Source organism: Streptomyces sp. NBC_01298, from assembly GCF_035978755.1.
Taxonomy (GTDB): domain Bacteria; phylum Actinomycetota; class Actinomycetes; order Streptomycetales; family Streptomycetaceae; genus Streptomyces.
In genome coordinates this window covers 3,114,091-3,138,901 of record NZ_CP108414.1, presented here as the reverse complement: position 1 = coordinate 3,138,901, position 24,811 = coordinate 3,114,091, and the positions used below count along the sequence as shown (strand labels likewise).

Annotated in this window: 14 protein-coding genes and 1 tRNA gene; 13 read left to right on the top strand and 2 right to left on the bottom strand. The window is 70.6% G+C overall.

Annotated elements, in window-relative coordinates:
- Nucleotides 1–7 precede the first annotated feature (7 nt).
- Nucleotides 8–6,775, top strand: a complete 6,768-nt coding sequence (locus tag OG730_RS13905) for a DEAD/DEAH box helicase (RefSeq protein WP_327304529.1) — start codon at nt 8–10, stop codon at nt 6,773–6,775.
- A complete protein-coding gene (locus OG730_RS13900; RefSeq protein WP_327304528.1) occupies nt 6,772–9,033 on the top strand; it encodes a UvrD-helicase domain-containing protein in 2,262 nt (753 codons plus the stop codon). Before OG730_RS13905 ends, OG730_RS13900 begins: the two co-directional genes overlap by 4 nt.
- 61 nt (nt 9,034–9,094) lie before the next feature.
- On the opposite strand, the gene OG730_RS13895 is transcribed toward OG730_RS13900, so the two are convergent.
- Nucleotides 9,095–10,282: a CBS domain-containing protein gene (locus tag OG730_RS13895; RefSeq protein ID WP_327304527.1), complete on the bottom strand. Its 1,188-nt coding sequence runs from the start codon at nt 10,280–10,282 to the stop codon at nt 9,095–9,097.
- Between the two features lie 733 nt (nt 10,283–11,015).
- Nucleotides 11,016–11,087 (bottom strand) — tRNA-Arg (locus OG730_RS13890).
- 100 nt (nt 11,088–11,187) lie between these two features.
- Between OG730_RS13890 and OG730_RS13885 the strand changes: the two genes are divergently transcribed.
- The 11 genes from OG730_RS13885 (at nt 11,188) to prmC (ending at nt 24,805) form a co-directional block, all read left to right on the top strand.
- Nucleotides 11,188–11,664, top strand: a complete 477-nt coding sequence (locus OG730_RS13885; RefSeq protein WP_327309259.1) for a response regulator — start codon at nt 11,188–11,190, stop codon at nt 11,662–11,664.
- Nucleotides 11,665–11,782: 118 nt separating this feature from the next.
- Complete coding sequence (gene nrtL / locus OG730_RS13880; protein WP_327304526.1) at nt 11,783–12,844, top strand: ArgS-related anticodon-binding protein NrtL; 1,062 nt, start codon at nt 11,783–11,785, stop codon at nt 12,842–12,844.
- Between the two features lie 72 nt (nt 12,845–12,916).
- Complete coding sequence (gene lysA / locus OG730_RS13875) at nt 12,917–14,308, top strand: diaminopimelate decarboxylase (RefSeq protein WP_327304525.1); 1,392 nt, start codon at nt 12,917–12,919, stop codon at nt 14,306–14,308.
- A gap of 161 nt (nt 14,309–14,469) precedes the next feature.
- Nucleotides 14,470–15,759: a homoserine dehydrogenase gene (locus OG730_RS13870; protein WP_266912707.1), complete on the top strand. Its 1,290-nt coding sequence runs from the start codon at nt 14,470–14,472 to the stop codon at nt 15,757–15,759.
- 6 nt (nt 15,760–15,765) lie between these two features.
- A complete protein-coding gene (gene thrC, locus OG730_RS13865) occupies nt 15,766–16,836 on the top strand; it encodes a threonine synthase (protein ID WP_327304524.1) in 1,071 nt (356 codons plus the stop codon).
- Nucleotides 16,837–17,217: 381 nt separating this feature from the next.
- Nucleotides 17,218–18,144, top strand: coding sequence for a homoserine kinase (gene thrB / locus OG730_RS13860; RefSeq protein WP_327304523.1), 927 nt, complete (start codon nt 17,218–17,220; stop codon nt 18,142–18,144).
- 470 nt (nt 18,145–18,614) lie between these two features.
- On the top strand, nt 18,615–20,762 hold the full coding sequence (rho, locus tag OG730_RS13855) for a transcription termination factor Rho (protein WP_327304522.1): 2,148 nt from the start codon (nt 18,615–18,617) through the stop codon (nt 20,760–20,762).
- 381 nt (nt 20,763–21,143) lie between these two features.
- Nucleotides 21,144–22,247 carry an LCP family protein gene (locus OG730_RS13850; protein ID WP_327304521.1) on the top strand — a complete coding sequence of 368 codons (1,104 nt, stop codon included), beginning with the start codon at nt 21,144–21,146 and terminating at the stop codon, nt 22,245–22,247.
- Nucleotides 22,248–22,463: 216 nt separating this feature from the next.
- Nucleotides 22,464–22,679 carry a 50S ribosomal protein L31 gene (rpmE, locus tag OG730_RS13845; protein ID WP_112448418.1) on the top strand — a complete coding sequence of 72 codons (216 nt, stop codon included), beginning with the start codon at nt 22,464–22,466 and terminating at the stop codon, nt 22,677–22,679.
- Nucleotides 22,680–22,793: 114 nt separating this feature from the next.
- A complete protein-coding gene (prfA, locus tag OG730_RS13840) occupies nt 22,794–23,873 on the top strand; it encodes a peptide chain release factor 1 (protein WP_327304520.1) in 1,080 nt (359 codons plus the stop codon).
- 86 nt (nt 23,874–23,959) lie between these two features.
- Complete coding sequence (prmC, locus tag OG730_RS13835) at nt 23,960–24,805, top strand: peptide chain release factor N(5)-glutamine methyltransferase (protein ID WP_327304519.1); 846 nt, start codon at nt 23,960–23,962, stop codon at nt 24,803–24,805.
- Nucleotides 24,806–24,811 lie beyond the last annotated feature (6 nt).

Genomic DNA, 24,811 nt, shown 5'->3' with positions numbered 1-24,811 from the left:
AACCCCCGTGCGCCCCACACTCGCCGCCGACCAGGTACGGGCCAGCCTGAGCCAGTACCTCGCGACGACGTACGCGCTGGCGGACGAGGGGACCCGGGGCGCCTTGGAAGGATTCCTCGCCGACCCGGAGGACGGCATCTTCCGCGGCCCCTACCTGCGCGTCCGCACCCCCTTCCGGTCTGCCCGGGGCGAGGACTGGAAGCGGCACCTCACCTGGTACCCGGAGAAGCCGTTCACGCCGCACCGGCACCAGGAGCTGGCCTGGGAGCGGCTGTCCACCCTGCACGGTCCCGCCCGGCCCACGCTGGTCACCACCGGCACCGGATCCGGCAAGACTGAGTCCTTCCTCATCCCGGTGCTCGACCACTGCCTCCGGCAGCGCCAGGCAGGACAGGAGGGCGTCAAGGCGATCCTGCTCTATCCGATGAACGCCCTCGCCACCGACCAGGCGCACCGCATCAACGACCGGCTCGCCGACCCGAAGGACGCCCGGCTGCGCGAGGGCGGCGTCCAGGCCGCCCTCTACATCGGTGACAAGCCGTCGCAGGAGTTCAAGCAGGCCAACCCGAGGATCGCGGTCGACCGGGAGGAGATCAGGCGGACCCGCCCGGACATCCTCATCACCAACTACAAGATGCTGGACCTGCTGCTCCAGCGGCCCGAGGACCAGCGGCTGTGGCAGGACGGCGCGCTCGCCTACATCGTCCTCGACGAGTTCCACACCTACGACGGCGCACAGGGCACCGACGTGGCGATGCTGCTCCGCCGGCTCGGGGCGATCAGCGGCCTCGCCGAGCCCGGCCATCCCCTGGGACCGGTCTGCCCGGTCGCCACCTCCGCTACCCTCGGCGAGAACGGGTCCGGCGGCCGTGCGCAGGGCCAGACCGGGCCCACCATGCTGGAGGTCGCCGAACAGGTCTTCGGCGTGCCCTTCGCACCCGACTCCGTCATCGGTGAGGACCGGGCCACGACCCGGGAGTTCGCGGGCGAGAGCGACTTCTCCCTGCCGTTCCCCGATCCCTACGAAATCGCCGAGCTCGAGGATCCGACCCGCGACCCCGGCGTGCTGGACGAGCTGATGGCCCGGTTCACCGGGGAGCGCGGCCTCACCCCCGAGGAACTCGGCGGACGGCTCCGCAGCCACCGCCTCACCGCCGCCGTCCTGGAGGTCCTCGACGGCAGCCCGCGCTCGATCAACGAGGTGATCGAGGCCCTGCCCCGGTACGCCTACCACTGGGGCATGGCCGTCAAGCACCGGCCGGACAAGGCAGCCACGGCCCTCGCCCGGTACATCGCGCTGCTGTCGCACGCCCGGGATCCCGACCCCGAGCGCCCGGGGCGCCCACTGCTGTCGATCGAGATCCACCACTGGGTGCGCTCCGTCTCGCGGGTGCTGCGGGGCATCACCCCGGCGCGCGCCGTGTTCCGGTGGGACGACGAGCGGGTCACCTCGCACGGCCGCCTCGCCCGCAAACCTTTGGCAGAGGCCCCGCGGAGCAGCCCCTACAACGGCGAGGAGACGGCCGTTCCGGCCGACGACAGCGCCCCGCCGCCGGCCGAGGTGTTCCTGCCCGCCGTGTTCTGCCGGGAGTGCGGCCGCTCCGGCTGGGCGGCGTACTCCCCGGAGATCGACCCCGCCGACCTCGACCTCAACGCGACCAAGATCCGTCGGGCCTCGGTGGGGCGCGACAAGCGCCGCGTACGCAACATGATCGCCGCGACCGAGCAGGAGGTCCACGAGGCGGCCTTCTCCGGCGCCGAGCGCCCGCGCGGCGGGCCGGCCGTCATGGTGCTGGAGGGGACCGGCGGGCGTCTGCGACCGCTGTCCCCGGAGTCGGACTTCCTTCCGGCGGCGGAGGAGGAGGACGGCACCCCGCGCCGGGCCAAGCCGCTGCACGGGGCCGCCTTCGTGCTCGCCGACCTCGCAGGGGACCGCGCCGCGGAAACGGACCAGTGCCCCGCCTGCCGGACCTTCAACTCCATCCGCTACCTCGGTACCGGGCTGGCCGCCCTCGCCTCGGCCGCCATCACCCAGCTGTTCACCGGCGGCGAGCTGGACAAGACGCTGAAGGAGAACAAGACCCTCCTCTTCAACGACTCCGTCCAGGACGCCGCGCACCGCGCCGGCTACGTCGCCAGCCGCTCTTACACCTTTTCCCTCCGTGCCCTGCTCGCCAGCCGGATCGACGAGGAAGAACCGATCACGGTCAGCGACCTGGCGGCCGACATCATCGCGGACGTGGTCGACAGCAAGGCCGTCCAGGCCGCGGTCATCCCGCCCGACCTCCACGTCTTCCCCGGCGTGGACACCCTCCTCGCCGGACGCAGTCGCGGGTCCCGCGCGACCTGGGAACTGATCGCCCAGCGGCTCGCGTTCGCCGCCGTCATGGAGTTCGGACTCAGGTCCCGGCAGGGCCGCACCCTGGAACTCACCCGCACGGTCGCGGCGAACGTACCGCTCGCCGACCCGGTCGCCGTCGCCGACCTCGTCGGCGACCTGCTACGGACCACGCCCGGAGAGATCGCCCTGCCCGACGGCTCCGTACCCGGCCCCGACCGGTACCTCGGCTTCGTACGGGGCCTGCTGGAGCGGATGCGGACCCGGGGCGCCGTCCGGCACGCCTGGCTCGACCCCTGGCTCGACCAGGCCGGGGTCCGCCGCTGGCCGATCTGGGGCGGCCGCACACCCGGCATGCCCGCCTTCCCGCCCGGGGTGTCCGCCCCCTCCTTCCTGCTGGGCAGCCCCAAACAGGGCAGCGAGGACTTCGACGTACTGACCGGACGGCTCGGCTGGTACCAGGACTGGACCGTCCGCGCCCTCGGCCTGCGCCGCCCGGAGGCCGCCACCGACCTCCTGGTCCGGCTGCTTCCGGCCCTCGCCGACTCCGGCGTCCTCTCGGCCCGCACCGCCCAGGACGGCACCACCCGCGTCTACGGGCTCCAGCCCGGCCACATCGAGGTCCGCAGACTCGCGGACGACCTTGTGGCCGACGCCACCGCCCACTGCCCCCGCTGCTTCTGGGAGCAGACCGTCCACCCCGACCTGGCCGACCAGTGGCACGGTCAGCCCTGCCCGCGTTACCGCTGTGGTGGCCTCCTCAGCACCGGCCGGGACCTGGCGACGGGAATGCGGCAGCGGGACTTCACCGAGGACTTCTACCGGCGGATGTACCGGGAGGCGGGCGTCTTCACCATCAACACCGCCGAGCACACCGGCACCCTCAGCCGGGCCAAGCGCGAGGCGGTGGAGAAGGCGTTCCGGGACGGTACGGACGTTCACTACGCCAACCCGCAGGTGCTCTCCTGCACGCCGACCCTGGAACTGGGCATCGACATCGGAGACCTGTCCGCAGTGATCCTCGGGTCCCTGCCCAAGGGGCCGGCCAACTACATCCAGCGGGTGGGCCGCGCGGGCCGCTCCACCGGCAACGCGTACCTGCTCACCATGGTCGACCGCGGTCCCCGTGACCGCTACTACCTGGAAGACCCCCGGATGATGATCGCCGGGGAGATCCAGCCCCCCGGCTGCTACCTGTCGGCCTCCGAGATCCTGCGCCGCCAGTACCTCGCCCACCTGCTCGACCTTGCGGGCGCCGGGCGACTGCCGGCTGCCGCCCCCGGTGACCGGCCGGTCAATGCGCTGCCGCGCCTGGCGGTCGAGCTGTTCCGGGACTCCTCCTGGCGGACCGAGTTCACGGAGGCTGTCCTCGCCCACGGAGGACGGCTCGTGGGCGGCTTCCTGGCACTTTTCCCCCCGCACGACGAAGAACGCGGCACCGGGGTGAGCCAGCAGGCCCGGGCCGACCTCACGGCCTACGCCACCGACCCCGGGCCGAACGGACTGGGTGCAGCCCTCGAACGCGCCCACGAGCAGTGGGAAGTCCGCCGGTCCGAGACCCAGCACCGACTGGAAGCCATCGACCGCGCGCACGGCCTGCTGGTCGCCGGTGATCCCGAACACGAGCGGCAGGGCCGGGAACTGCGCGCCGAGCGTCGCGCCGCGGTCGGAGTGATCAAGGAGATCGGTCGCGGCACGGCGCATGGTGCTCTGGTGGACCTCGGACTGCTGCCCAACTACAGCCTCATCGACTCGATGACCGAGCTGGAGGCGAACCTCACCTGGACCGAGCAGACCGCCGACGGCAGCCGCAAGACACAGAGCAAGACGATCCGCCACCAACGCACCGCCGGCCTCGCCCTCAGGGACTTCGCCCCCGGGAACCACTTCTACGCCCAGGGCTACAAGCACAAGATCACCGGGCTCGACATCGGCAGTCCGGGACGCCCGACGTGGCTGTGGTGGCGGATCTGCCCCGACTGCGGCCACATCCGCACCCACCGGGCCGAGCAGGACGCGAGCGCCTGCCCGCGCTGCCAGTCCCCGGCCATCGGTGACGTCGGCTGCCTGCACAAGGTGCTGGTGCCCCACCGCGTCACCTCCAGGGACGAGCGCGACGACGTACGCGTGCGCGACGACTCCGACGAACGGGAACGCCGCCACTACACGGTCGTCCCGGCTGTGGACATCGACCGGGAGTACATCGAGCAGGCGTGGAAGCACCAGCACGCCACCTTCGGTTGGGAGTTCACCCGGCAGGCGCGCATCCGGCACCTCAACGTGGGCGCCATGCGTGTCGACGGTGCACCGGACACCGCCTTCGCCGGCCGCGAGGTCCGGCTGAACCCCTTCTGGGTCTGCGACGCCTGCGGCTTTGCCGACCCGGACGGCGGTCCGCCCGCCGCCCACGACACCTTCGACGCGGCCAAGGCCGCCAGGTACCACCGCCCCTGGTGCCCCCGCAGGCGGGGCGGGCCGGAACTCCAGCAGGGGGTGAAGGTGCTGCTCGCCCACGAGCTGCGCACCGAAGCCCTGCGCATCCTCATCCCCGCTGTCACCGCACACACCCAGGAACGGCTCGTCTCCTTCAAGGCACTACTGCTGGCCGGCATCGCCCGCAGCTACGGCGGCGACCCCGATCACCTGGCGGTCGTACCCGACTCCATGCCCGACGAAGGCAGCGGGGACTCGGGCCTTCGCCGGCACTTCCTCGTCCTGTACGACACGCTGCCCGGCGGCACCGGATACCTGCACCGCCTGGCCGGGCCGGACGGGCTGCGCGACGTCCTGCGCAAGGCCCGAGAGGTCATCGAAGGCTGCGTGTGCGTGGCTGAGGGAAGGCCCGCCTGCCACCGGTGCCTGCTGCGCCACGTGAGCAACGGAGAATACGAACTCGTCTCCCGCGAGCACGCTCTGGACATGCTCAGCGAACTGTTCGGCCGGACGAGCGACGCATGGGCCACGGAACCCGTCGCCACCACCCGCGACATCACCCTGGTCCACCAGGTAGAGAGCGAACTGGAGGCGCTCTTCCGCCGCGGGCTGCTGGAGTGGGCCGATCGCAAGGATGAAGTGAGCGCCCGCACGGCCCTCACCGCGGACGGCGGCCAGGACATCAAGCTGCGCTTCACGGCACCCGACGGAACGGTGCGCGGCTGGGAGATGGAGACGCAGACGTCGCTCGGTTTCACCCGGCCCGATGTGGTGTTCCGCAGCACCGATGACGACCGGAGGGTGGCCGTCTACCTCGACGGCTACCGCTACCACGCGAGCCCCGGCTGCAACCGCCTCGCGGACGACGCGGCGAAGCGCACCCGACTGCGCTCCGAGCTGGGCTGGCAGGTGTTCCAGCTCACGTGGGACGACGTACAGGTGTGGACGGGCGACAGCAAGCCGCAGCCCGACCCGGTATGGCAGCCCTACCAGAACACCGCGCAGAAGACCGCCGCGGACATCCACCGGCGGCTCCACGCAGGAGATACCCGTGACCTCGGTCGGTTCGTCTGGGCCAACCCCGTCGAGACCCTGATCGGCTACCTGACCGATCCCGACCCCGAGCTGTGGCGGGGGCGTACCCAGAGCGCCCTCGCCGGCTTCGCTGCCGTCTCGGCGACCAGCCGGGCCCTTGCCGACGGCCCGGAGATCGCCGCACGGCTCGCCGAGGCCCTGAACGGACGGCGCTTGTCCGGTGGGCAGGGTGCCGTTCAGATCATGGCCACCCGGGACTCCTCCGGCTGCCCGCTGACCATTGCGCTCGACCTGCGCAAGGGACAGAAGGGGGCGGCATGGACGGCGCTCACCGTGCTCGACGACAGCGCGGAGACCCTGAACGCCGATGAGACGGCCCACCGCCGTCGCTGGCACGCGTGGCTCTACTGGACCAACCTGCTCCAGTTCCTCAACGAGGGCGAGGGCGACGGGGTCCAGCTGACCACCGGACAGCTTGCCGGCTTCGACCCGGTGGAGCTCGCCGTCACCGGCGGAGCCGGCTGGCTGACCTCCCAGCGGCGGGCGAACACGCCGGAACCGGCGCCTTCGGAGTCCGGGACCGGGTCACCCGCACCGGCCGCACCAGCCGCCCAACGGGATCCGGCCTGGGGCGACATCATCGAGTACCTGGTGGACGACCCGGGGCTGCCCGAACTCGCGGCTCTGCTGGCCGACGGGGGAGCGCCGGCACCCGAAGCGGGCTTCGAACTCGGAGAGGCCGCCTGGCCGGCCGAATTGGCTTGGCCGGACCGGCGCATCGGCGTGGTCCTGGCGCACCGGCCGGACAGCGGCGACGGCGTGGACCAGGACGCCGAAGACCGCGACCAGGCCTATGCGGAGGCCGGCTGGCAGGTCCGCACCGCACCCGACTGGGACCCCCACGAACTGATCGCTCTGCTGACCGGCCCGGTGAGCGCGGAGAAGGAAGACGAGGAGAACGACGGATGACCGTCACCGGCGCCCCCACGGCAGGCGCGACCCTGCGCCTGCTGGACAAGGCGGACAAGGAAATCGTCAAGCTGGACCGGGCGATCGTCGGAGCGGTCTACAAGTTCCAGCACGACTTCCGGCGAAACCCGGAGGCCGGCGGCTTCGACCTGAAGCCCCTCAAGGGCGACGGCCGCCTCTGGTCCGCACGGGTCAACCGCGAGTACAGGGCCTTGCTGCTCCGCCTCGGCGGCAACGACTGGCTCCTCGTCTCCGTCAAGCACCGCGGCCACGTCCACCAGAACCTGGACCGGCTCGCGTACGGCATCAACCAGATCACCGGTGCCATCGAGTACGTGGACCTCCAGGTCGTGGAGGAGAGCGTGCTGCGCCGGGAGACGGCGGCCCCCGCGGGCGCGCCGGCACCCGCCGCCGCACCTTCGGGGCCCGCCGAGCCGCTGCTCTTCGCCCCGTACGACGCACGGCAGCTGGCGGATCTCGGTGTCGCGGAGCCGCTCATCCCGGTCGTGTTCAGGCTCACCACGGACGAGGAACTCCTCGGGCTCGTCGAGTACGCTCCCCGGCACACGGGCGAGGTGCTGCTGCGGCTGCGCGACGGCGTCCCGTACGAGCAGGTCAAGGCAGAGGTCACCGCACCCGTCGCGGTGGATCCCGCGGAGCAGTTCGACGACGAGGACTGGCAGGCCGCCGTCGACCGCTCCCAGGCGGTCGTCATCACCGATGACGAATCCCTGCAGAGCATCCTCGAAGAGGGTGACTTCGGCCGCTGGAAGATCTTCCTGCACCCCACCCAGGACAAGCTCGTGCACCGCACCTATTCGGGCCCAGCCCGCGTGGGCGGGGGCCCCGGCACCGGCAAGACCATCGTCGCGCTGCACCGGGTACGGCACCTGGTGGAGCAGCTCCCGCCCGGCCATACCAAGCCGGTACTGCTCACCACGTTCAACAAGAACCTGGCCGCGGACCTGCGCTCACGGCTGCTCTCGCTGGGCGGCCCGGAGATCCTTGCCCGGGTGGACATCCAGCACGTGGACCAGCTGGCCACGCGTGTCGTCGGCGAGGCCGATCCCGGGAACTCCAAGCGCAGGATCAACGATGCCCAGGCTCTGCGGGAATGGCGGGACCTGCTGGTGGAGGCGGGAGAGAAGCGGTGGGCCGCCGATTTCCTCAGCGACGAGTGGAACCAGGTGATCCTGGGACAGGCCGTGGCCTCCCGCAGCGACTATTTCCGGGCCAGGCGTGCCGGACGAGGGCGCAGCGTGTCCCGGGCGGAACGTGCCGAGATCTGGCAGCTCGCCGAGCGCTTCACCCAACGCTTGGACACCAAGGGCCTGGAGACCCATCGCCAGGTCGCGGAGCGTGCCGCGCAGCTGGAAATGGCCCGCAAATCCAAGATCGACAGGCGTGAGGCGGAGCGGGAGGAACGCGGCGGACTGCACAACGTCCACGTCGAGGCCGGTTCCGGTGCCTGGCTGCGCTACCGCTACCGGCATATCGTGGTGGACGAGGCCCAGGACCTCAGCGCCGCCCACTGGAAAATGCTGCGCGCCATGGTGCCGAGCACGTCCAACGACATCTTCCTGGTCGGGGACACCCACCAGAGGATCTACGACAACCAGGTCACCCTCGGCAGCCTCGGAGTCAACATCCGGGGCAGGTCCTCCCGGCTCACCCTCAGCTACCGCACGACCCGGGAAATCCTGCGTTCCGCGCTGGGAGTCCTGGAGGGCGTCGACTACGACGACCTCGACGGAGAAGCCGACAATCTGGCCGGATATCGATCCGTCCTCCACGGTCCGAAGCCCGTCCTGCGGGGCGCCCGAAGCTGGGACGAGGAGCTCGACCTGCTGGTGGATCAGCTTGGAGCCTGGCACGACGTGCCCCGTGAAGCCACCGCCATCTGCGTGCCGACGAACGACATGGTCACCCAGGTCGCCTATCGGCTGAAGCAGCGCGGCATCGAGTCCACGGAGATCACACAGGACGGACCGCGCCACGAGGAGGGCGTACACATCGGCACCATGTACCGGTTCAAGGGACTGGAGTACCGCCGCATGATCATCGCCGGTGTCGCGGAAGGGCTCGTACCGCGTTCCTCGGCGGACGCGTGGGAGCGCACCGACCCTGTGCGGCACCGGCGAGAGCTCCAACGGGCCCGGTCGCTCCTCTTCGTCGCGGCCACTCGTGCCCGGGACGCCCTCACCATCACCTGGCACGGAGAGCCGAGCAGGTTCCTCGCACCGCTGACAGTCGGATAGGCCCCTACCGGGGCCGTCGTCCGTATCGATACGACGGCCCCGACGAGGTATCGGGGACGGCTCAGACCGCCGGATCCAGGTCGACGACCTTGAGGAGCTTGAGCAGGCGGGCCGTGGCGGCGAGTGCTACGGCGTCCTCCGCCGGCGCGTCGACCGCCCAGTGCGCGAGCTCATTGCGGTACTTCGTGACGATGCGCAGCCGCGACAGCATGTGCTGCTGGTCGTACGGCCAGTCGAGCTTGGCCCAGCAGTGCGGGTCCTCCAGAAGGAAGGCGTACTGGCCGAGGGTGAACTGGCGGCCCTGCTCCCGCGCTCTGCGGATCTTCGCGGGCAGCTCGTCCGTCGAGAAATGCCTGGTTAGCCTGCGCAGCCTGCGTTCCAACTCCTCAAGAAGCGTGAACGGCTCGATACGTGCCTTCAATTGCCCTGCGAGGTCTGTGGACGTGAGGATGCCGATGACGGAGTTCTCGCCGTCGACGATGATGGTGAAGCCGCTCTTTTGAATGCGGTCGATCCGACGGAAGAGCTCCTCCTGTTCCCGTGCCGTCTCCGGATGCGGATCCATGGCCTGCGAGACCGTCGCCCTACCGCCACCGAGCTGGGCGCGGGCTATGCCCTCCCACGTGATAACTCCACGTAGCACGCTGTTGTGGTCCACGACCGGGAGCTGGGAGAAGTCGTGCTCGATCATGGGAGTGACGGCGTGGCTCAACGGGTCACCGATCTGTATCGTGAACACCTCCCGTACGAACGGCAGGCTGCCGATCCGCCAGGTGAGATCGCGGTCCGTGGCCCGTTCCGAGTCGGATTTCTCTCCCGCTGCGCGGCTGCCGCCAATCGGACCGGCCCCGGACGACTCCTCGGTGTTGGCCGTCTCCTGGGCGGAGACGGTGACCAAGCCGCCCAACTGCACCTCGGTAAAGTGCGGATCCACTCGCAGCCCGTGCGAGGCCAGTTCCTGATCCACGAGTTCGATGACCTCGGCCGCGCGTCGCTGCCACCCCCACAGCCCGATGAGATCGCGTGCGGTCAACTGGCGTGTACCACTGCTCTGGACGTCCCCCACCAGGTCCTCGGGCCCACTCGGAGGCTCGACGGCACCCACGTAACCCGGATCGGAGCCCGTCTCGGCGAGCACTTCGACGCGCTTCGCCGCGTCGCGACGGCTCAGCTCGCTGACGGTGAGGAAGGCTCCCATGCTGTCGCGCAGATCACCGCGGATGGCCGCCCGTTCCACGAGGGGGCGCACCCACGCGACCGTGCGGGTGTGCCTGAAGCCAGGCGGACTCGGGTACATACTCGTAAGGTCCAGTGACCCTGCCAAGTGCTACGACCGGCATTTGCTTTCGCGGCATCACGACGTAGTCGCCGATGTCCATGGCGATGAATCGCCACAACTGGCGCTTCCAGTTGTCGATCGTGCCGACGGCTTCCTCCGGGTACCCTTTCGCCAGCAGCTCGCCGATCTCGTCGGCTGACGCACAGTCACTGAGATCGCCAAGGTCCTCCCAGCCGACGATCGCCCGTCCTTCGGAGAGAGCCGCCTGCTCCCGTTCCCCAGACTGCCCGCCCCGTACCGTCCAAGCCCGTGCCACGCCAGAACCCCCTTGGTCATCCGGATGTCCAACACACTCCCAGTGCCGCTTGGCAACATGCGGGGCGATCTGTGTCACCGCACGGTGATCAACCCGGCGCCGGCGATCTCATACGTCGCAGGCCGAGCCGGCCAGGGTGATTTCGGCCGTGCGTACGTAGTGCGGCGGGGTCACGGCTGCACCCAAAGCGGGCTGCCGTCCCACAGATGTCCCACGTAGGGCGATCTGTGAGATCGAGCCATGGGGACTTGGTCCGGATGGAGCGGGGAAACCGCAGTTCAGCTCAGCGCCGAACTTATTGCTCAAGGCTGGGTAGGCCGTGTGCGTTTGACATCAACAAGAAAGGCTCTGACCTGCGTTTCCGCTGGTCAGAGCCTTGTTCCGGAGTGCCCCCGGCAGGATTCGAACCTGCGCACACGGCTCCGGAGGCCGTTGCTCTATCCCCTGAGCTACGGGGGCGCTGTCGCTGGTGTTGCTGCGACGGGTTGAACACTACCAGCTTCCCGGTGGTGATCAGGAACGGATTGAGGGGGAGAGGGGGCCGGGTCGCTCGGAGGGGGTGGAAGTGGCGAAAACCCGGACGCGGGGCCGGGGGTCGACCTACTCTCGAGTTGTGTCGGGCGCCTCGGGCCGGGTGCTTGTTGTCGACGACAACAAGGTCATCCGGCAGCTGATCAAGGTCAATCTCGAGCTGGAGGGCTTCGAGGTCGTGACCGCGAACGATGGTGCCGAGTGCCTGGACGTCGTCCATCGCGTGATGCCCGATGTGATCACTCTTGATGTGGTCATGCCCCGGCTGGACGGGTTCGGGGCAGCCGCGCAGTTGCGGGCCGACCCGAGGACGCGGCATCTGCCTCTTGCGATCGTGAGCGCCTGTACGCAGAACGAGGTCGAGGCCGGGATCGCCGCCGGTGTGGACGCCTTCCTCGCGAAGCCCTTCGAGCCCGCGGAGCTCGTGCGGGTCGTGCACCGGCTCATCGAGCGCCGGGACAGGAGAGAGAGGAAGGGCGCTCCCGCCGGGAGGGGGAGGGGATGACCCCCGGGAGGGGATGACCCCCCGTCCCGACCGGCCCGGCACGCCCTTCCGTCGGGGTCGCATTTCACATGGCGAAACCCTTCGCGTGACCTGGAGGCTTCTCCCCTAGGCTGGTCACGTGACCCCCGTCGACCTCTCCCGTTCCGTCGTGCGCGCCCTGCGCCGCGCCGTCGAGGACGGTGAGCTGCCCGCCGGTGTGGTCGTGCCCGAGCGGGTCGTCGTCGAGCGGACCCGGCCCGGGGGAGTGGGGGACTACGCCTCGCCCGTCGCGTTCGGGGTGGCGAAGGGGGCTGGAGCCGGAGTCGCGCCCCGTGACGTGGCCGAGGTGCTGGCCCCGCGGCTGGCGGGCCTGGACGGGATCGAGCGCGTGGAGATCACCGGCGCCGGGTTCCTGAACTTCGTACTCGCCGAGGGTTCGGTCGGGGAGTACGTACGGAGCATTCGAGCCGGTGCGGCCGCCGCCCTGTACGGATTCGCCCCGGAGGGACGCGAGACCCCCGGTCCTGCCGAGACCCCCGGTCCTGCCGAGACCCCCGGTGCCGCCGAGTTCGCCGGCGTGCCCGCCGCGGCCCTGCGCGAGCGCGTCGTGCACGCGGCCGTGCAGCGGATCCGGAGGAGTCAGGGACCGGCAGCCTCCGGGAGTGACCTCCCGAACCTCCCGAACCTCCCGAACCTCCCGAACGTCGCCCCCGTCGCCAAGCGCGACGGGGACGTCCGCGCCCGTTTCGGCGCCGGCGCCGCCGCCTGGGCGATGCTGTCCGTGCCCGGGCCCGAGACCCCCGTGTTTCCCGCGTGGCTGCTCGTCCAGGATGAGTCGAGCGAGTACTTCCGGGTGCGGTACGCCCGCTCCCGGGCGCGGGCGCTGACCCGCAACGCCGGGCAGTTGGGGTTCCTTGCGGAACCGGGCGAGGTGGATGGCGCCGGCGTCCTGCTCGCTGCCCTGCGCGACCAGCCGCTCGTGCTCGAAGCCGCCGCGCACCACCGGGCGCCCGAGCGGCTGGTCCGGCAGCTCGTCGTCCTCGCCGACGCCCTGCTCGACTTCCAGTACCACGTCCTGCCCAAGGGGGACGAGAAACCCTCGGCCGCCCACCGTGCCCGGCTGGCCCTTGCCGAAGCCGCCGGGACGGTGCTGGCCGGCGGCCTGGCCCTGCTCGGCGTAGACGCGCCCGACCACCTGTGATGCCTGCGATACGTATGTGATCCGATGTGATTCGCCTGCGATCCGGATGATTTGCGAAGAGAGAATGCCGAGATGAGCCGTTCCGCACACCCCGCCGGGCCCCGCCACGCCGACGTCCTGCCCGAGGGCCACTACTCCCCGCCGCCCGCCGACCTCAACGCGCTCGACGAGAAGGTCTGGGCGCGGACGGTCAGCCGGAACGAGCACGGGGTCGCCACCGTCGGCGGGATCGAAGTGACCCGGCTCGCCGAGGAGTTCGGGACGCCTGCGTACTTCCTCGACGAGGAGGACTTCCGGGCGCGCTGCCGTGCCTGGGCGCACGCCTTCGGGCCGGACGCCGACGTCTTCTACGCCGGCAAGGCGTTCCTCTCCAAGGCCGTCGTGAAGTGGCTCAAGGAAGAAGGGCTCAACCTCGACGTGTGCTCCGGCGGGGAGCTCGCCACCGCGCTCGCGGCTGAGATGCCGGCCGCCCGGATCGCCTTCCACGGCAACAACAAGTCGACGAGCGAGATCACCCGCGCCATCGAGGCCGGTGTCGGCCGGATCGTGCTCGACTCCTTCCAGGAGATCGCCCGCGTCGCCCACATCGCCCGCGAGCTCGGCGTGCGCCAGCCCGTGCAGATCCGCGTCACCGTGGGCGTGGAGGCGCACACCCACGAGTTCATCGCCACCGCGCACGAGGACCAGAAGTTCGGGATCGCCGTCGCCGACGGGTCGGCCGCCGAGGCCGTCCGGCGCGCGCTGGGGCACGACAGCCTGGAGCTGCTCGGCGTCCACTCCCACATCGGCTCGCAGATCTTCGACATGGCCGGCTTCGAGGTCTCCGCCAAGCGCGTCGTGCGCCTCCTCGCCGCCGTGCGCGACGAGCACGGGGTGGAGCTGCCCGAGATCGACCTCGGCGGCGGCCTGGGCATCGCCTACACCTCCGCCGACGACCCGCGCGAGCCGCACGAGATCGCCAAGGCCCTGCACGAGATCGTCGCCCGCGAGTGCGAGGCCTCCGGCCTGCGCGCCCCGCGGATCTCCGTGGAACCCGGACGGGCGATCGTCGGCCCGACCGCCTTCACCCTGTACGAGGTGGGCACGGTCAAGCCGCTCGAGGGCCTGCGGACGTACGTCTCCGTCGACGGCGGGATGTCCGACAACATCCGGACGGCCCTCTACGACGCCGAGTACTCGGTCAGCCTCGTCTCCCGGACCTCCGACGCCGAGCCCATGCTCGTGCGCGTCGTGGGCAAGCACTGCGAGAGCGGCGACATCGTGGTCAAGGACGCGTTCCTGCCCGCCGACATCGCCCCCGGGGACCTCCTCGCGGTCCCGGCGACCGGTGCGTACTGCCGTTCGATGGCGAGCAACTACAACCACGTGCTCCGCCCGCCGGTCGTCGCCGTGCGGGACGGCGGGGCGCGTGTCATCGTCCGCCGGGAGACGGAAGAGGATCTCCTGCGCCTCGACGTCGGCTGATGCGGATTCTTCTGGGGGACGGCTCCCGGACCCCCGAATAGGTGTCTCACTCAATGGACCGAGGGTGGAAACTGTTGTCCATTGAGTGAGACTGGTTCACACCTGGGGTGCAAACCGCGCACCAGGTACTGCTGTGAAGATCGAAAGGCGTAGGTCGAATGATGCGTACGCGTCCGCTGAAGGTGGCGCTGCTGGGCTGTGGAGTGGTCGGCTCGGAAGTTGCCCGCATCATGACGACGCACGCCGACGACCTGACGGCCAGGATCGGCGCGCCCGTCGAGCTCGCGGGCGTGGCCGTGCGCCGCCCCTCCAAGGTGCGCGAGGGCATCGACCCGGCCCTGGTCACCACCGATGCGACCGCGCTGCTCAAACGCGGCGACATCGACGTCGCGATCGAGGTCATCGGCGGCATCGAGCCGGCCCGCACCCTGATCACCACCGCCTTCGAGCACGGCATCTCCGTGGTCTCCGCGAACAAGGCGCTGCTCGCCCAGGACGGCGCCGCGCTGCACGCCGCCGCCGAGGCGGCCGGGCTGGACCTGTACTACGAGGCCGCCGTCGCCGGCGCCATCCCGCTGGTCCGCCCCATGCGCGAGTCCCTCGCGGGCGACAAGATCAACCGGGTGATGGGCATCGTCAACGGCACGACGAACTTCATCCTCGACAAGATGGACTCCACCGGCGCCGGGTACCAGGAGGCCCTCGACGAGGCCACCGCCCTCGGGTACGCCGAGGCCGACCCCACGGCCGACGTGGAGGGCTACGACGCCGCCGCCAAGGCCGCGATCCTGGCCGGCATCGCCTTCCACACCCGGGTCCGCCTCGACGACGTCTACCGCGAGGGCATGACCGAGGTCAGCGCCGCCGACTTCGCGTCCGCCAAGCGCATGGGCTGCACCATCAAGCTCCTCGCCATCCTGGAGCGCGCCGCCGACGGCGAGTCCGTCACCGCCCGCGTCCACCCGGCGATGATCCCGCTGACCCACCCGCTCGCCTCCGTCCGCGAGGCGTACAACGCCGTCTTCGTCGAGGCGGAGGCCGCCGGGCGGCTGATGTTCTACGGGCCCGGCGCGGGCGGTGCTCCGACCGCGTCGGCGGTCCTCGGCGACCTCGTCGCCGTCTGCCGCAACAAGCTCGCCGAGGCAAAGGGGCCGGGCGAGTCGGCTTACACCCAGCTGCCGGTCAGCCCCATGGGGGATGTCGTCACCCGCTACCACATCAGCCTCGATGTGGCGGACAAGCCGGGCGTGCTCGCCCAGGTGGCGACCACCTTCGCGGAGCACGGTGTCTCCATCGACACCGTCCGCCAGCAGGGAAAGGACGGCGAGGCCTCCCTCGTCGTCGTCACTCACCGGGCACCCGACGCGGCCCTCTCCGGGACCGTCGAGGCGCTGCGGAAGCTGGACACCGTCCGCGGTGTGGCCAGCATCATGCGTGTTGAAGGGGAGTAAGGACCCATGAGCAGCAATCGCACCCACCAGTGGCGCGGCATCATCGAGGAGTACCGGGACCGTCTGCCGGTCACGGCCACGACTCCGGTGGTCACGCTCCGCGAGGGCGGCACTCCCCTCGTCCCCGCCCAGGTGCTCTCCGAGCGCACCGGCTGCGAGGTACACCTCAAGGTCGAGGGGGCCAACCCCACCGGGTCCTTCAAGGACCGCGGCATGACCATGGCGATCACCAAGGCCAAGGAGGACGGTGCCAAGGCCGTCATCTGCGCCTCCACGGGCAACACCTCGGCCTCCGCCGCCGCCTACGCGGTGCGCGCCGGGATGGTCTGCGCCGTCCTCGTGCCCCGCGGCAAGATCGCGCTGGGCAAGATGGGCCAGGCGCTCGTGCACGGTGCCAAGATCCTTCAGGTCGACGGCAACTTCGACGACTGCCTGGACCTTGCCCGCGCGCTGTCCGACAACTACCCGGTGGCGCTGGTCAATTCCGTCAACCCGGTACGCATCGAGGGCCAGAAGACGGCCGCGTTCGAGATCGTGGACGCGCTCGGCGACGCCCCCGACATCCACGTGCTGCCCGTCGGCAACGCCGGCAACATCACCGCGTACTGGAAGGGCTTCAAGGAGTACAAGGCCGATGGCCTGGCCTCCCGTACGCCCCGCGTGTGGGGTTTCCAGGCCTCCGGGTCCGCGCCGATCGTGCGCGGCGAGGTCGTCAAGGAGCCGCACACCATCGCCACCGCGATCCGCATCGGCAACCCGGCCTCGTGGGACTACGCCCTGCAGGCCCGGGACGAGTCGGGCGGCTTCATTGACGAGGTGACGGACCGCCAGATCCTGTCGGCCTACCGCCTGTTGGCCGCTCAGGAGGGCGTCTTCGTCGAGCCCGCCTCGGCCGCGTCGGTGGCCGGCCTGCTCAAGGCCGTCGACCTCGGTCTGGTCGACCCCGGCCAGAAGATCGTGTGCACCGTCACCGGCAACGGCCTGAAGGACCCCGACTGGGCGGTCGCCGGCGCTCCGCAGCCGGTCACCATTCCGGTCGACGCCGAGGCCGCCGCGATCCGTCTCGGTCTCGTCTGACCCGGGCGGTAGAGAAGTAGTGCAGTAACGGCAGTAGCCGCAGTAGCCGCAGTAACCGCGTTGCCGGATTCCGGAAGCCTTCTCCAGGCCGAGGAATCCGGCAACTCGGGCCCGTACGGTACAAAAGGCCACGGAATCCCGGCAGATGTCCCGGCGAGAAGCCGACGGATCCGGTGGGAGCCCACGACACGCATCGTGCGCCTGCTGTGCGCCCTATGTCGGAGAAGAACCTTCCTTCGATAGGCTGTACTTACATCCGCCGCCGCGCACATGACCGCGGTGCTGCCCACAGGGCCTTCGGGTGTCGTACGTTCTCCAGTACATTCACAGCGAGCCAGCGAAGATCCCGTCTCGCACAGTCACAAGGAGTGTCATCGGAAGATGGCCGGTCCCGCCTTCCGCGCCGCCGCCGTACGGGTGCGCGTTCCCGCCAGCAGTGCCAACCTCGGCCCGGGCTTCGACGCCTTCGGGCTGGCCTTGGGGCTCTACGACGACGTCGTCGTACGCGTGGCCGATTCCGGCCTGAACATCGACATCGCGGGCGAAGGTGCCGACACCCTCCCGCGGGACGAGAGCCACCTCCTCGTACGCTCCATGCGCACCGCCTTCGACCTGCTGGGCGGCCAGCCGCGCGGCCTCGAGGTCGTCTGCGCCAACCGCATCCCGCACGGCCGCGGCCTCGGGTCCTCCTCCGCCGCCATCTGCGCGGGCATCGTGGCCGCCCGCGCCGTGACGATAGGCGGAGAGGCCAAGCTCGACGACACGGCGCTGCTGGAACTGGCCACCGAGATCGAGGGCCACCCCGACAACGTCGCCGCCTGTCTGCTCGGCGGCTTCACCCTCGCGTGGATGGACGGCGGCAGCGCCAAGGCGATCCGTATGGAGCCCGCCGATTCCATCGTTCCGGTGGTCTTCGTCCCCTCCAGGCCGGTCCTGACGGAGACGGCGCGCGGCCTGCTGCCGCGCACCGTCCCGCACGTGGACGCGGCCGTCAACGCGGGCCGCGCGGGTCTGCTCGTAGAGGCCCTGACCAGGCGTCCCGAGTTCCTGCTGCCGGCCACCGAGGACCGTCTCCACCAGGAGTACCGGTCCCCGGCGATGCCCGAGAGCGTGGCGCTCGTGGCCCGACTGCGGGCGGACGGCATCCCCGCGGTGATTTCCGGCGCGGGCCCCACGGTCCTCGCGCTGGTCGACAACGGTGCGGCCGACAAGGTCGCACGGCTCGCGGGCGAGGGGTGGGCGGCCAACCGGCTCGCACTCGACGCAGCGGGCGCGAGCGTACTTCCGCTGGGAACCCAGGGCGGCTGATCCGTTCAGTAGAGGACACAGCCGGCCAGGGGCGGGCGGCCAGGGCAGGCCGCCCGCGCGGAGCCCGCGCGGTACTTGCGCGGAAGGGCTCTACAGCCGGTGATGGAGAGGGGGAATGTCTGTTGGATCCGGTAGTGTTAGTCTCAAGTGCGCATCCGAAGCCGCCATGGCTTGGTGCTCAGTGTCCCTATCAGGGACCACCTTTCTTCCGGGAGCCTCCCCGACTGCTTTGATCGCTGCCAGCAGTTTCGAGCACGCTCCGGAATCGGCGTGACATTCCCACGCTTTCAGCTCGGGGGCTTCTCGCCGGAACCACCCACGCACATGCACGTTTCTCTCCGCCGTATCTCTATCGGCGGACCACCGCCCCGGCTGCAGTCCACACCTCCTCAGGCCACGGACTGCCGTCGGACAGCACAACCGGTCGCCGAGCCAGACAGGCCGACGTCCGCTCCAGGGAAGGACCCTTCGTGAGCGACACCACCGATCTGATGGGCGCTGCCGACACCAACGTCGACACCAGTGCCCCCGCCGAGGGCGCCGCGCCGACCAAGCGCCGCCGCTCCGGCACCGGCCTTGACGGCATGGTCCTGGCCGAGCTCCAGCAGGTCGCGTCGGGCCTCGGCATCAGGGGCACCGCGCGGATGCGCAAGGGCCAGCTGATCGAGGTCATCAAGGAGGCGCAGGCGGGAAGCAGCGCCCCCAAGGCCGCGGCCTCCGCGCCGGCCGCCGCGTCCGCCGACACCGGCGAGACCAAGCCGAAGCGCCGCGCCACCAGCAAGGCCCGTACGGGCGAGGCCGCCGCCGAGGCGCCCGCCGAGAAGACCGCCGCGCAGGCCCAGATCGACATCCCGGGCCAGCCCGCCAGCGAGGACGCCCCGGTCGGCGAGCGCCGCCGCCGGCGCGCCACCGCCCCCTCCGGCAGCCCCGAGGGTTCGGCCCCCGCCGCCGTGCAGGTGGAGCAGAAGCCCGAGACCGTCGCTCCGGCCGCACAGGCCGAGGCGAAGGCCGAGGCCGCCACCGCCCCCGCCGGCCAGGGCCAGGCGCAGGAAGGCGAGGGCCGCGGCCGTCGCGACCGCCGCGAGCGGGGCAACGACCGCGCCGACGGCCGCCGCGAGCGCCGTGACCGCGGTGCCAAGGCCGACGACCAGGGCCAGGGCGCCCAGGGTCAGGGCCAGGCCGGCCAGGGTGGCCAGGGTCAGAACCAGGGCCAGGGCCAGGGTCAGAACCAGGGCCAGCAGGGCGGCCGCCAGGACCGGACCGACCGTCAGGACCGCCAGCAGGGCGGCCGCGGCCAGGGTCAGGGCCAGGGGCAGGGCCAGCAGGGTGGTCGTCAGGAGCGGGACCGTCAGGACAACGGCCCCCAGGACGACTTCGACGAGGACGGCCGTCGCGGCCGTCGCGGCCGCTACCGCGACCGCCGTGGCCGTCGCGGGCGCGACGAGTTCGCCCCGGTCGAGACCCCGGTCGCCGACGACGACGTCCTGATCCCCGTCGCGGGCATCCTGGACATCCTCGACAACTACGCGTTCATCCGGACCTCGGGCTACCTGCCCGGCCCGAACGACGTGTACGTCTCCCTCGCCCAGGTCCGCAAGGCGGGTCTGCGCAAGGGCGACCACACCACCGGCGCCGTCCGGCAGCCCAAGGACGGCGAGCGCCGCGAGAAGTTCAACGCGCTCGTGCGCCTGGACTCCGTCAACGGCATGGCGCCCGAATCCGGCCGCGGCCGCCCGGAGTTCCAGAAGCTGACCCCCCTGTACCCGCAGGACCGGCTCCGCCTGGAGACCGACCCGGGCGTGCTGACCACCCGCATCATCGACCTCGTGTCGCCGATCGGTAAGGGCCAGCGCGGTCTGATCGTGGCCCCGCCGAAGACCGGTAAGACCATGATCATGCAGGCGATCGCCAACGCGATCACGGTCAACAACCCCGAGTGCCACCTGATGGTCGTCCTGGTCGACGAGCGTCCGGAAGAGGTCACCGACATGCAGCGGTCGGTGAAGGGCGAGGTCATCTCCTCGACCTTCGACCGCCCGGCCGAGGACCACACCACCGTCGCCGAGCTGGCCATCGAGCGCGCCAAGCGTCTCGTCGAGCTCGGTCACGACGTGGTGGTCCTGCTGGACTCCATCACCCGCCTGGGACGCGCGTACAACCTCGCCGCCCCCGCCTCCGGCCGCATCCTGTCCGGTGGTGTCGACTCGACCGCGCTGTACCCGCCGAAGCGCTTCTTCGGTGCCGCGCGCAACATCGAGGACGGCGGCTCGCTGACCATCCTGGCCACCGCGCTGGTCGACACCGGCTCGCGCATGGACGAGGTGATCTTCGAGGAGTTCAAGGGCACCGGCAACATGGAGCTCAAGCTCGACCGGAAGCTCGCCGACAAGCGCATCTTCCCGGCCGTGGACGTGGACCCCTCGGGCACCCGCAAGGAGGAGATCCTCCTCAACAGCGAGGAGCTCGCCATCGTCTGGAAGCTGCGCCGGGTGCTGCACGCGCTCGACTCGCAGCAGGCCATCGAGCTGCTCCTCGACAAGATGAAGCAGACGAAGTCGAACGCCGAGTTCCTCATGCAGATCGCGAAGACGACCCCGTCGGGCAAGAACGACGACTGACGTCTCCCCGTAGCGCCACCCGCATGACCGACCGCCCCCGCCGCAGCCGCGACGGGGGCGGTCGCGTCGTACGGGGGTTCCGTCGGTCTGCGTACGCGAGCCCCGTCGTTCTGCGCAGAGCGGTCTACGGGCCTTCGGGCACGGGTGCGACCTTTGCCACACTCCGTACCCCGCGCGGCCCCGTGCGCCACCGCCGGGCCCGCGGGGGAAACCGCAGGTAGGTACGGGATTACGGGGCGTTCGCCCCGGGCGGCCCGGGGGCGCACGCGACGGCACGCACACGGGGCGCACAGGCGGCCGTGGAACCCTGGAAGGCGGCCGACCGTCTCTGTCAGAGGGAAAACGGGCAACCGGGCCGCACACAGACGGGCAGAGCAGAGCATGAGCCAGGACAACAGGGGCCACGGCCGCAGGGCCGGCGCGGGCCGACGCCGACGGAAGCCGGCCGCGCGCCGCAGGGCCGTCGCCATCGCCGCGTGGACCGCCGCGGGCGTGGTCCTCCTGGGCGGTGCGGGGCTCGGCTACTTCTACTTCAAGTTCAACGGAAACCTCAAGACGGTCGACATCGACGCCGCCCTCGGCGCGGACCGCCCGCAGGACGTGGACAACGGCTCGATGGACATCCTCGTCCTCGGCTCCGACTCCCGGGGCGGGGCCAACGGGGAGTACGGCCAGGACGACGGCGGCTCCGCGCGCTCCGACACGGCGATGATCGTCCACCTCAACGAGGGCCACACCAAGGCCACCGTCGTGTCGATACCCCGCGACACCCTCGTCACCCGGCCCTCCTGCAAGCTCCCCAGCGGCAAGAGCGACCTGGGCGGCCCGCGCAAGATGTTCAACGAGTCCTTCACCGTCGGCGGGGCCGCCTGCGCGGTCGCGACCGTGGAGAAGATGTCGGGGATCCGCATGGATCACTACCTCGAAGTCGACTTCACGGGCTTCAAGGAGATCATCGACAAGCTCGGCGGCGTCGAGGTGACGACCACCAAGCCGATCAAGGACTACTACAGCCACCTGAACCTGCCCGCCGGGACGAACAGGCTCACCGGGGAGCAGGCCCTCGGCCTCGTCCGTACCCGCCACGGCGTCGGCGACGGCGGCGACCTGGGCCGAATACAGCTCCAGCAGGCCTTCATCAAGGCGCTGATCAAGCAGGTCAAGAGCATCGGCGTCTTCGACAACCCCAAGAAGCTGCTCGACCTGGCCGACACCGCCACCAAGGCCGTCACCACGGACAAGGCGCTCGGCGACGTGAAGTCCCTCATGGGCTTCGCCCAGGGCCTGGAGGGCATCGGCCCCGAGAACATGCAGATGATCACCCTGCCGGTGACCGGCGACACCCGTGACCCCAACCGGGTCGTCCCGCTCACCAAGGAGTCCAAGATGGTCTGGGAGGCCCTGCTGGCCGACCGGCAGGTCCCCGCCGAGGCCACCGCGAACTCGGCCGGCGACAAGGGCACCGCCGGTGCGGTGGTCCGGTAGCCCCGGTCGGTCATGGCCGTCCGGCACGCCTGAACCGCCTGGTCGGACGGGTTCCGGCCGGCCGTGGAATAGATGCCGGACCCCTGCCGTTGAGGGAGGCGTCCTCAGAATTTTGACAGGCAGCCCGGTCCTGGCAGACTGGTCTGTCGGCCCCGGTTCACGCAGCGCGCAATTCGGCTCCTGCGACCCGGCGCCCTCCCGAATCTAGGAGACACCTTGAAGCGCGATGTTCACCCCCAGTACGTCGAGACCCAGGTCAGCTGCACCTGTGGCGCGTCGTTCACCACCCGTAGCACCCTGACCGAAGGCTCCATCCGAGCCGAGGTCTGCTCCGAGTGCCACCCGTTCTACACGGGCAAGCAGAAGATCCTCGACACCGGTGGCCGCGTGGCCCGCTTCGAGGCCCGCTTCGGCAAGGCTGCACAGAAGTAGCGAGCCTCAGGCGCCGGGTTCCGGCTGCACCCTGTTCGCACGGGGGCAGCCGGACCGGCGCCTTTCTCGTCCCGCAGCCCATTTCTTCACATTCACCATCTTCAGGAGCCCCCGATGTTCGAGGCGGTCGAGGAACTGATCGGCGAGCACGCCGATCTTGAGAAGAAGCTCGCCGACCCTTCGGTCCACTCGGATCAGGCCAACGCGCGCAAGCTGAACAAGCGCTACGCGGAGCTGACCCCGATCGTCGCGACCTTCCGTGCCTGGAAGCAGTCCGCCGAGGACATCGAGACGGCGAAGGAGTTCGCGGCCGACGACCCGGACTTCGTGGCAGAGGTCAAGGAACTGACCGCACAGCGCGAAGAGCTCACCGAGAAGCTCCGCCTGCTGCTCGTTCCGCGCGACCCCAGCGACGACAAGGACGTGCTCCTGGAGGTCAAGGCGGGTGCGGGCGGCGACGAGTCGGCTCTGTTCGCCGGCGACCTGCTGCGCATGTACCTGCGCTACGCCGAGCGCGTGGGCTGGAAGACCGAGATCATCGACGCCACCGAGTCCGAGCTCGGCGGCTACAAGGACGTCCAGGTCTCCGTCCGCACCAAGGGCGGCAACGGGGCCACCGAGCCCGGCCAGGGCGTCTGGGCCCGCCTGAAGTACGAGGGCGGCGTGCACCGCGTCCAGCGCGTGCCGGCCACCGAGTCCCAGGGCCGCATCCACACCTCCGCCGCCGGCGTGCTCGTCACCCCGGAAGCCGAGGAGGTGGAGGTCGAGGTCAACATGAACGACCTCCGCATCGACGTGTACCGCTCCTCGGGCCCCGGCGGCCAGTCCGTCAACACCACCGACTCGGCCGTGCGCATCACGCACCTCCCGACCGGTGTGGTCGCCTCCTGCCAGAACGAGAAGAGCCAGCTCCAGAACAAGGAGCAGGCCATGCGCATCCTGCGCTCGCGCCTGCTGGCCGCCGCCCAGGAAGCCGCCGAGCAGGAGGCCTCCGACGTGCGCCGCAGCCAGGTGCGCTCCGTGGACCGCTCCGAGAAGATCCGGACGTACAACTACCCGGAAAACCGGATCTCGGACCACCGGACGGGCTTCAAGGCGTACAACTTGGACCAGGTGCTCGACGGAGACCTCGACTCGGTCATCCAGGCCTGCGTCGACACGGACTCCGCCGCCAAGCTCGCGTCCGCGCACTGAGTCCTCCCGCAGGACCCCGCAGGACCCGCACCACCCCCGCAGGACCCCGCACCACCCCCCGTACGACAGCAGCCCGGAGGACCAGCGTGAACTTGCTGCTTGCCGAGGTGGCCCAGGCCACCCAGCGGCTGGCCGCCGCCGGCGTGCCCTCACCGCGTTTCGACGCGGAGGAGCTCGCGGCCTTCGTGCACGGCGTCAAGCGGGGGGAACTCCACCACGTCAAGGACGCGGACTTCGATGCCCGCTACTGGGAGGCGATCGCCCGCCGCGAGGCGCGCGAGCCGCTCCAGCACATCACCGGCCGCGCCTTCTTCCGCTACCTGGAGCTCCAGGTCGGGCCCGGGGTCTTCGTGCCCCGGCCCGAGACCGAGTCGGTCGTGGACTGGGCCATACAGGCCGTCCGGGCGATGGACGTCGTCGAACCGCTGATCGTGGACCTCTGCACCGGCTCCGGCGCCATCGCGCTGGCCATGGCGCAGGAGGTGCCGCGCTCGCGCGTGCACGCCGTCGAGCTGTCCGAGGACGCCCTGCAGTGGACCCGTAAGAACGCCGAGGGCTCCCGGGTCACCGTCCACCAGGGCAACGCGCTCAGCGCGCTGCCCGAGCTGGACGGGCAGGTCGACCTGGTCATCTCCAACCCGCCGTACATCCCGCTCACCGAGTGGGAGTACGTCGCGCCCGAGGCCCGCGACCACGACCCCGAGATGGCGCTGTTCTCCGGCGAGGACGGCCTGGACACCATCCGTGGCATCGAGCGCACCGCCCACCGGCTGCTGCGTCCCGGCGGCATCGTCGTCATCGAGCACGCCGACACGCAGGGCGGACAGGTCCCGTGGATCTTCGCCGAGGAACGGGGCTGGGCCGACGCCGCCGACCACCCCGACCTCAACAAGCGCCCGCGCTTCGCCACCGCCCGCAAGGCCATGCCGTGACCGGCC

Bases quoted from the DNA above. Each gene is read 5' to 3' on its own strand.
- OG730_RS13900 (WP_327304528.1), top strand. From the start codon at position 6,772: ATGACCGTCACCGGCGCCCCCACGGCAGGCGCGACCCTGCGCCTGCTG.
- lysA (WP_327304525.1), top strand. From the start codon at position 12,917: ATGAGCCGTTCCGCACACCCCGCCGGGCCCCGCCACGCCGACGTCCTG.
- OG730_RS13870 (WP_266912707.1), top strand. From the start codon at position 14,470: ATGCGTACGCGTCCGCTGAAGGTGGCGCTGCTGGGCTGTGGAGTGGTC.
- thrC (WP_327304524.1), top strand. From the start codon at position 15,766: ATGAGCAGCAATCGCACCCACCAGTGGCGCGGCATCATCGAGGAGTAC.
- thrB (WP_327304523.1), top strand. From the start codon at position 17,218: ATGGCCGGTCCCGCCTTCCGCGCCGCCGCCGTACGGGTGCGCGTTCCC.
- OG730_RS13850 (WP_327304521.1), top strand. From the start codon at position 21,144: ATGAGCCAGGACAACAGGGGCCACGGCCGCAGGGCCGGCGCGGGCCGA.
- prfA (WP_327304520.1), top strand. From the start codon at position 22,794: ATGTTCGAGGCGGTCGAGGAACTGATCGGCGAGCACGCCGATCTTGAG.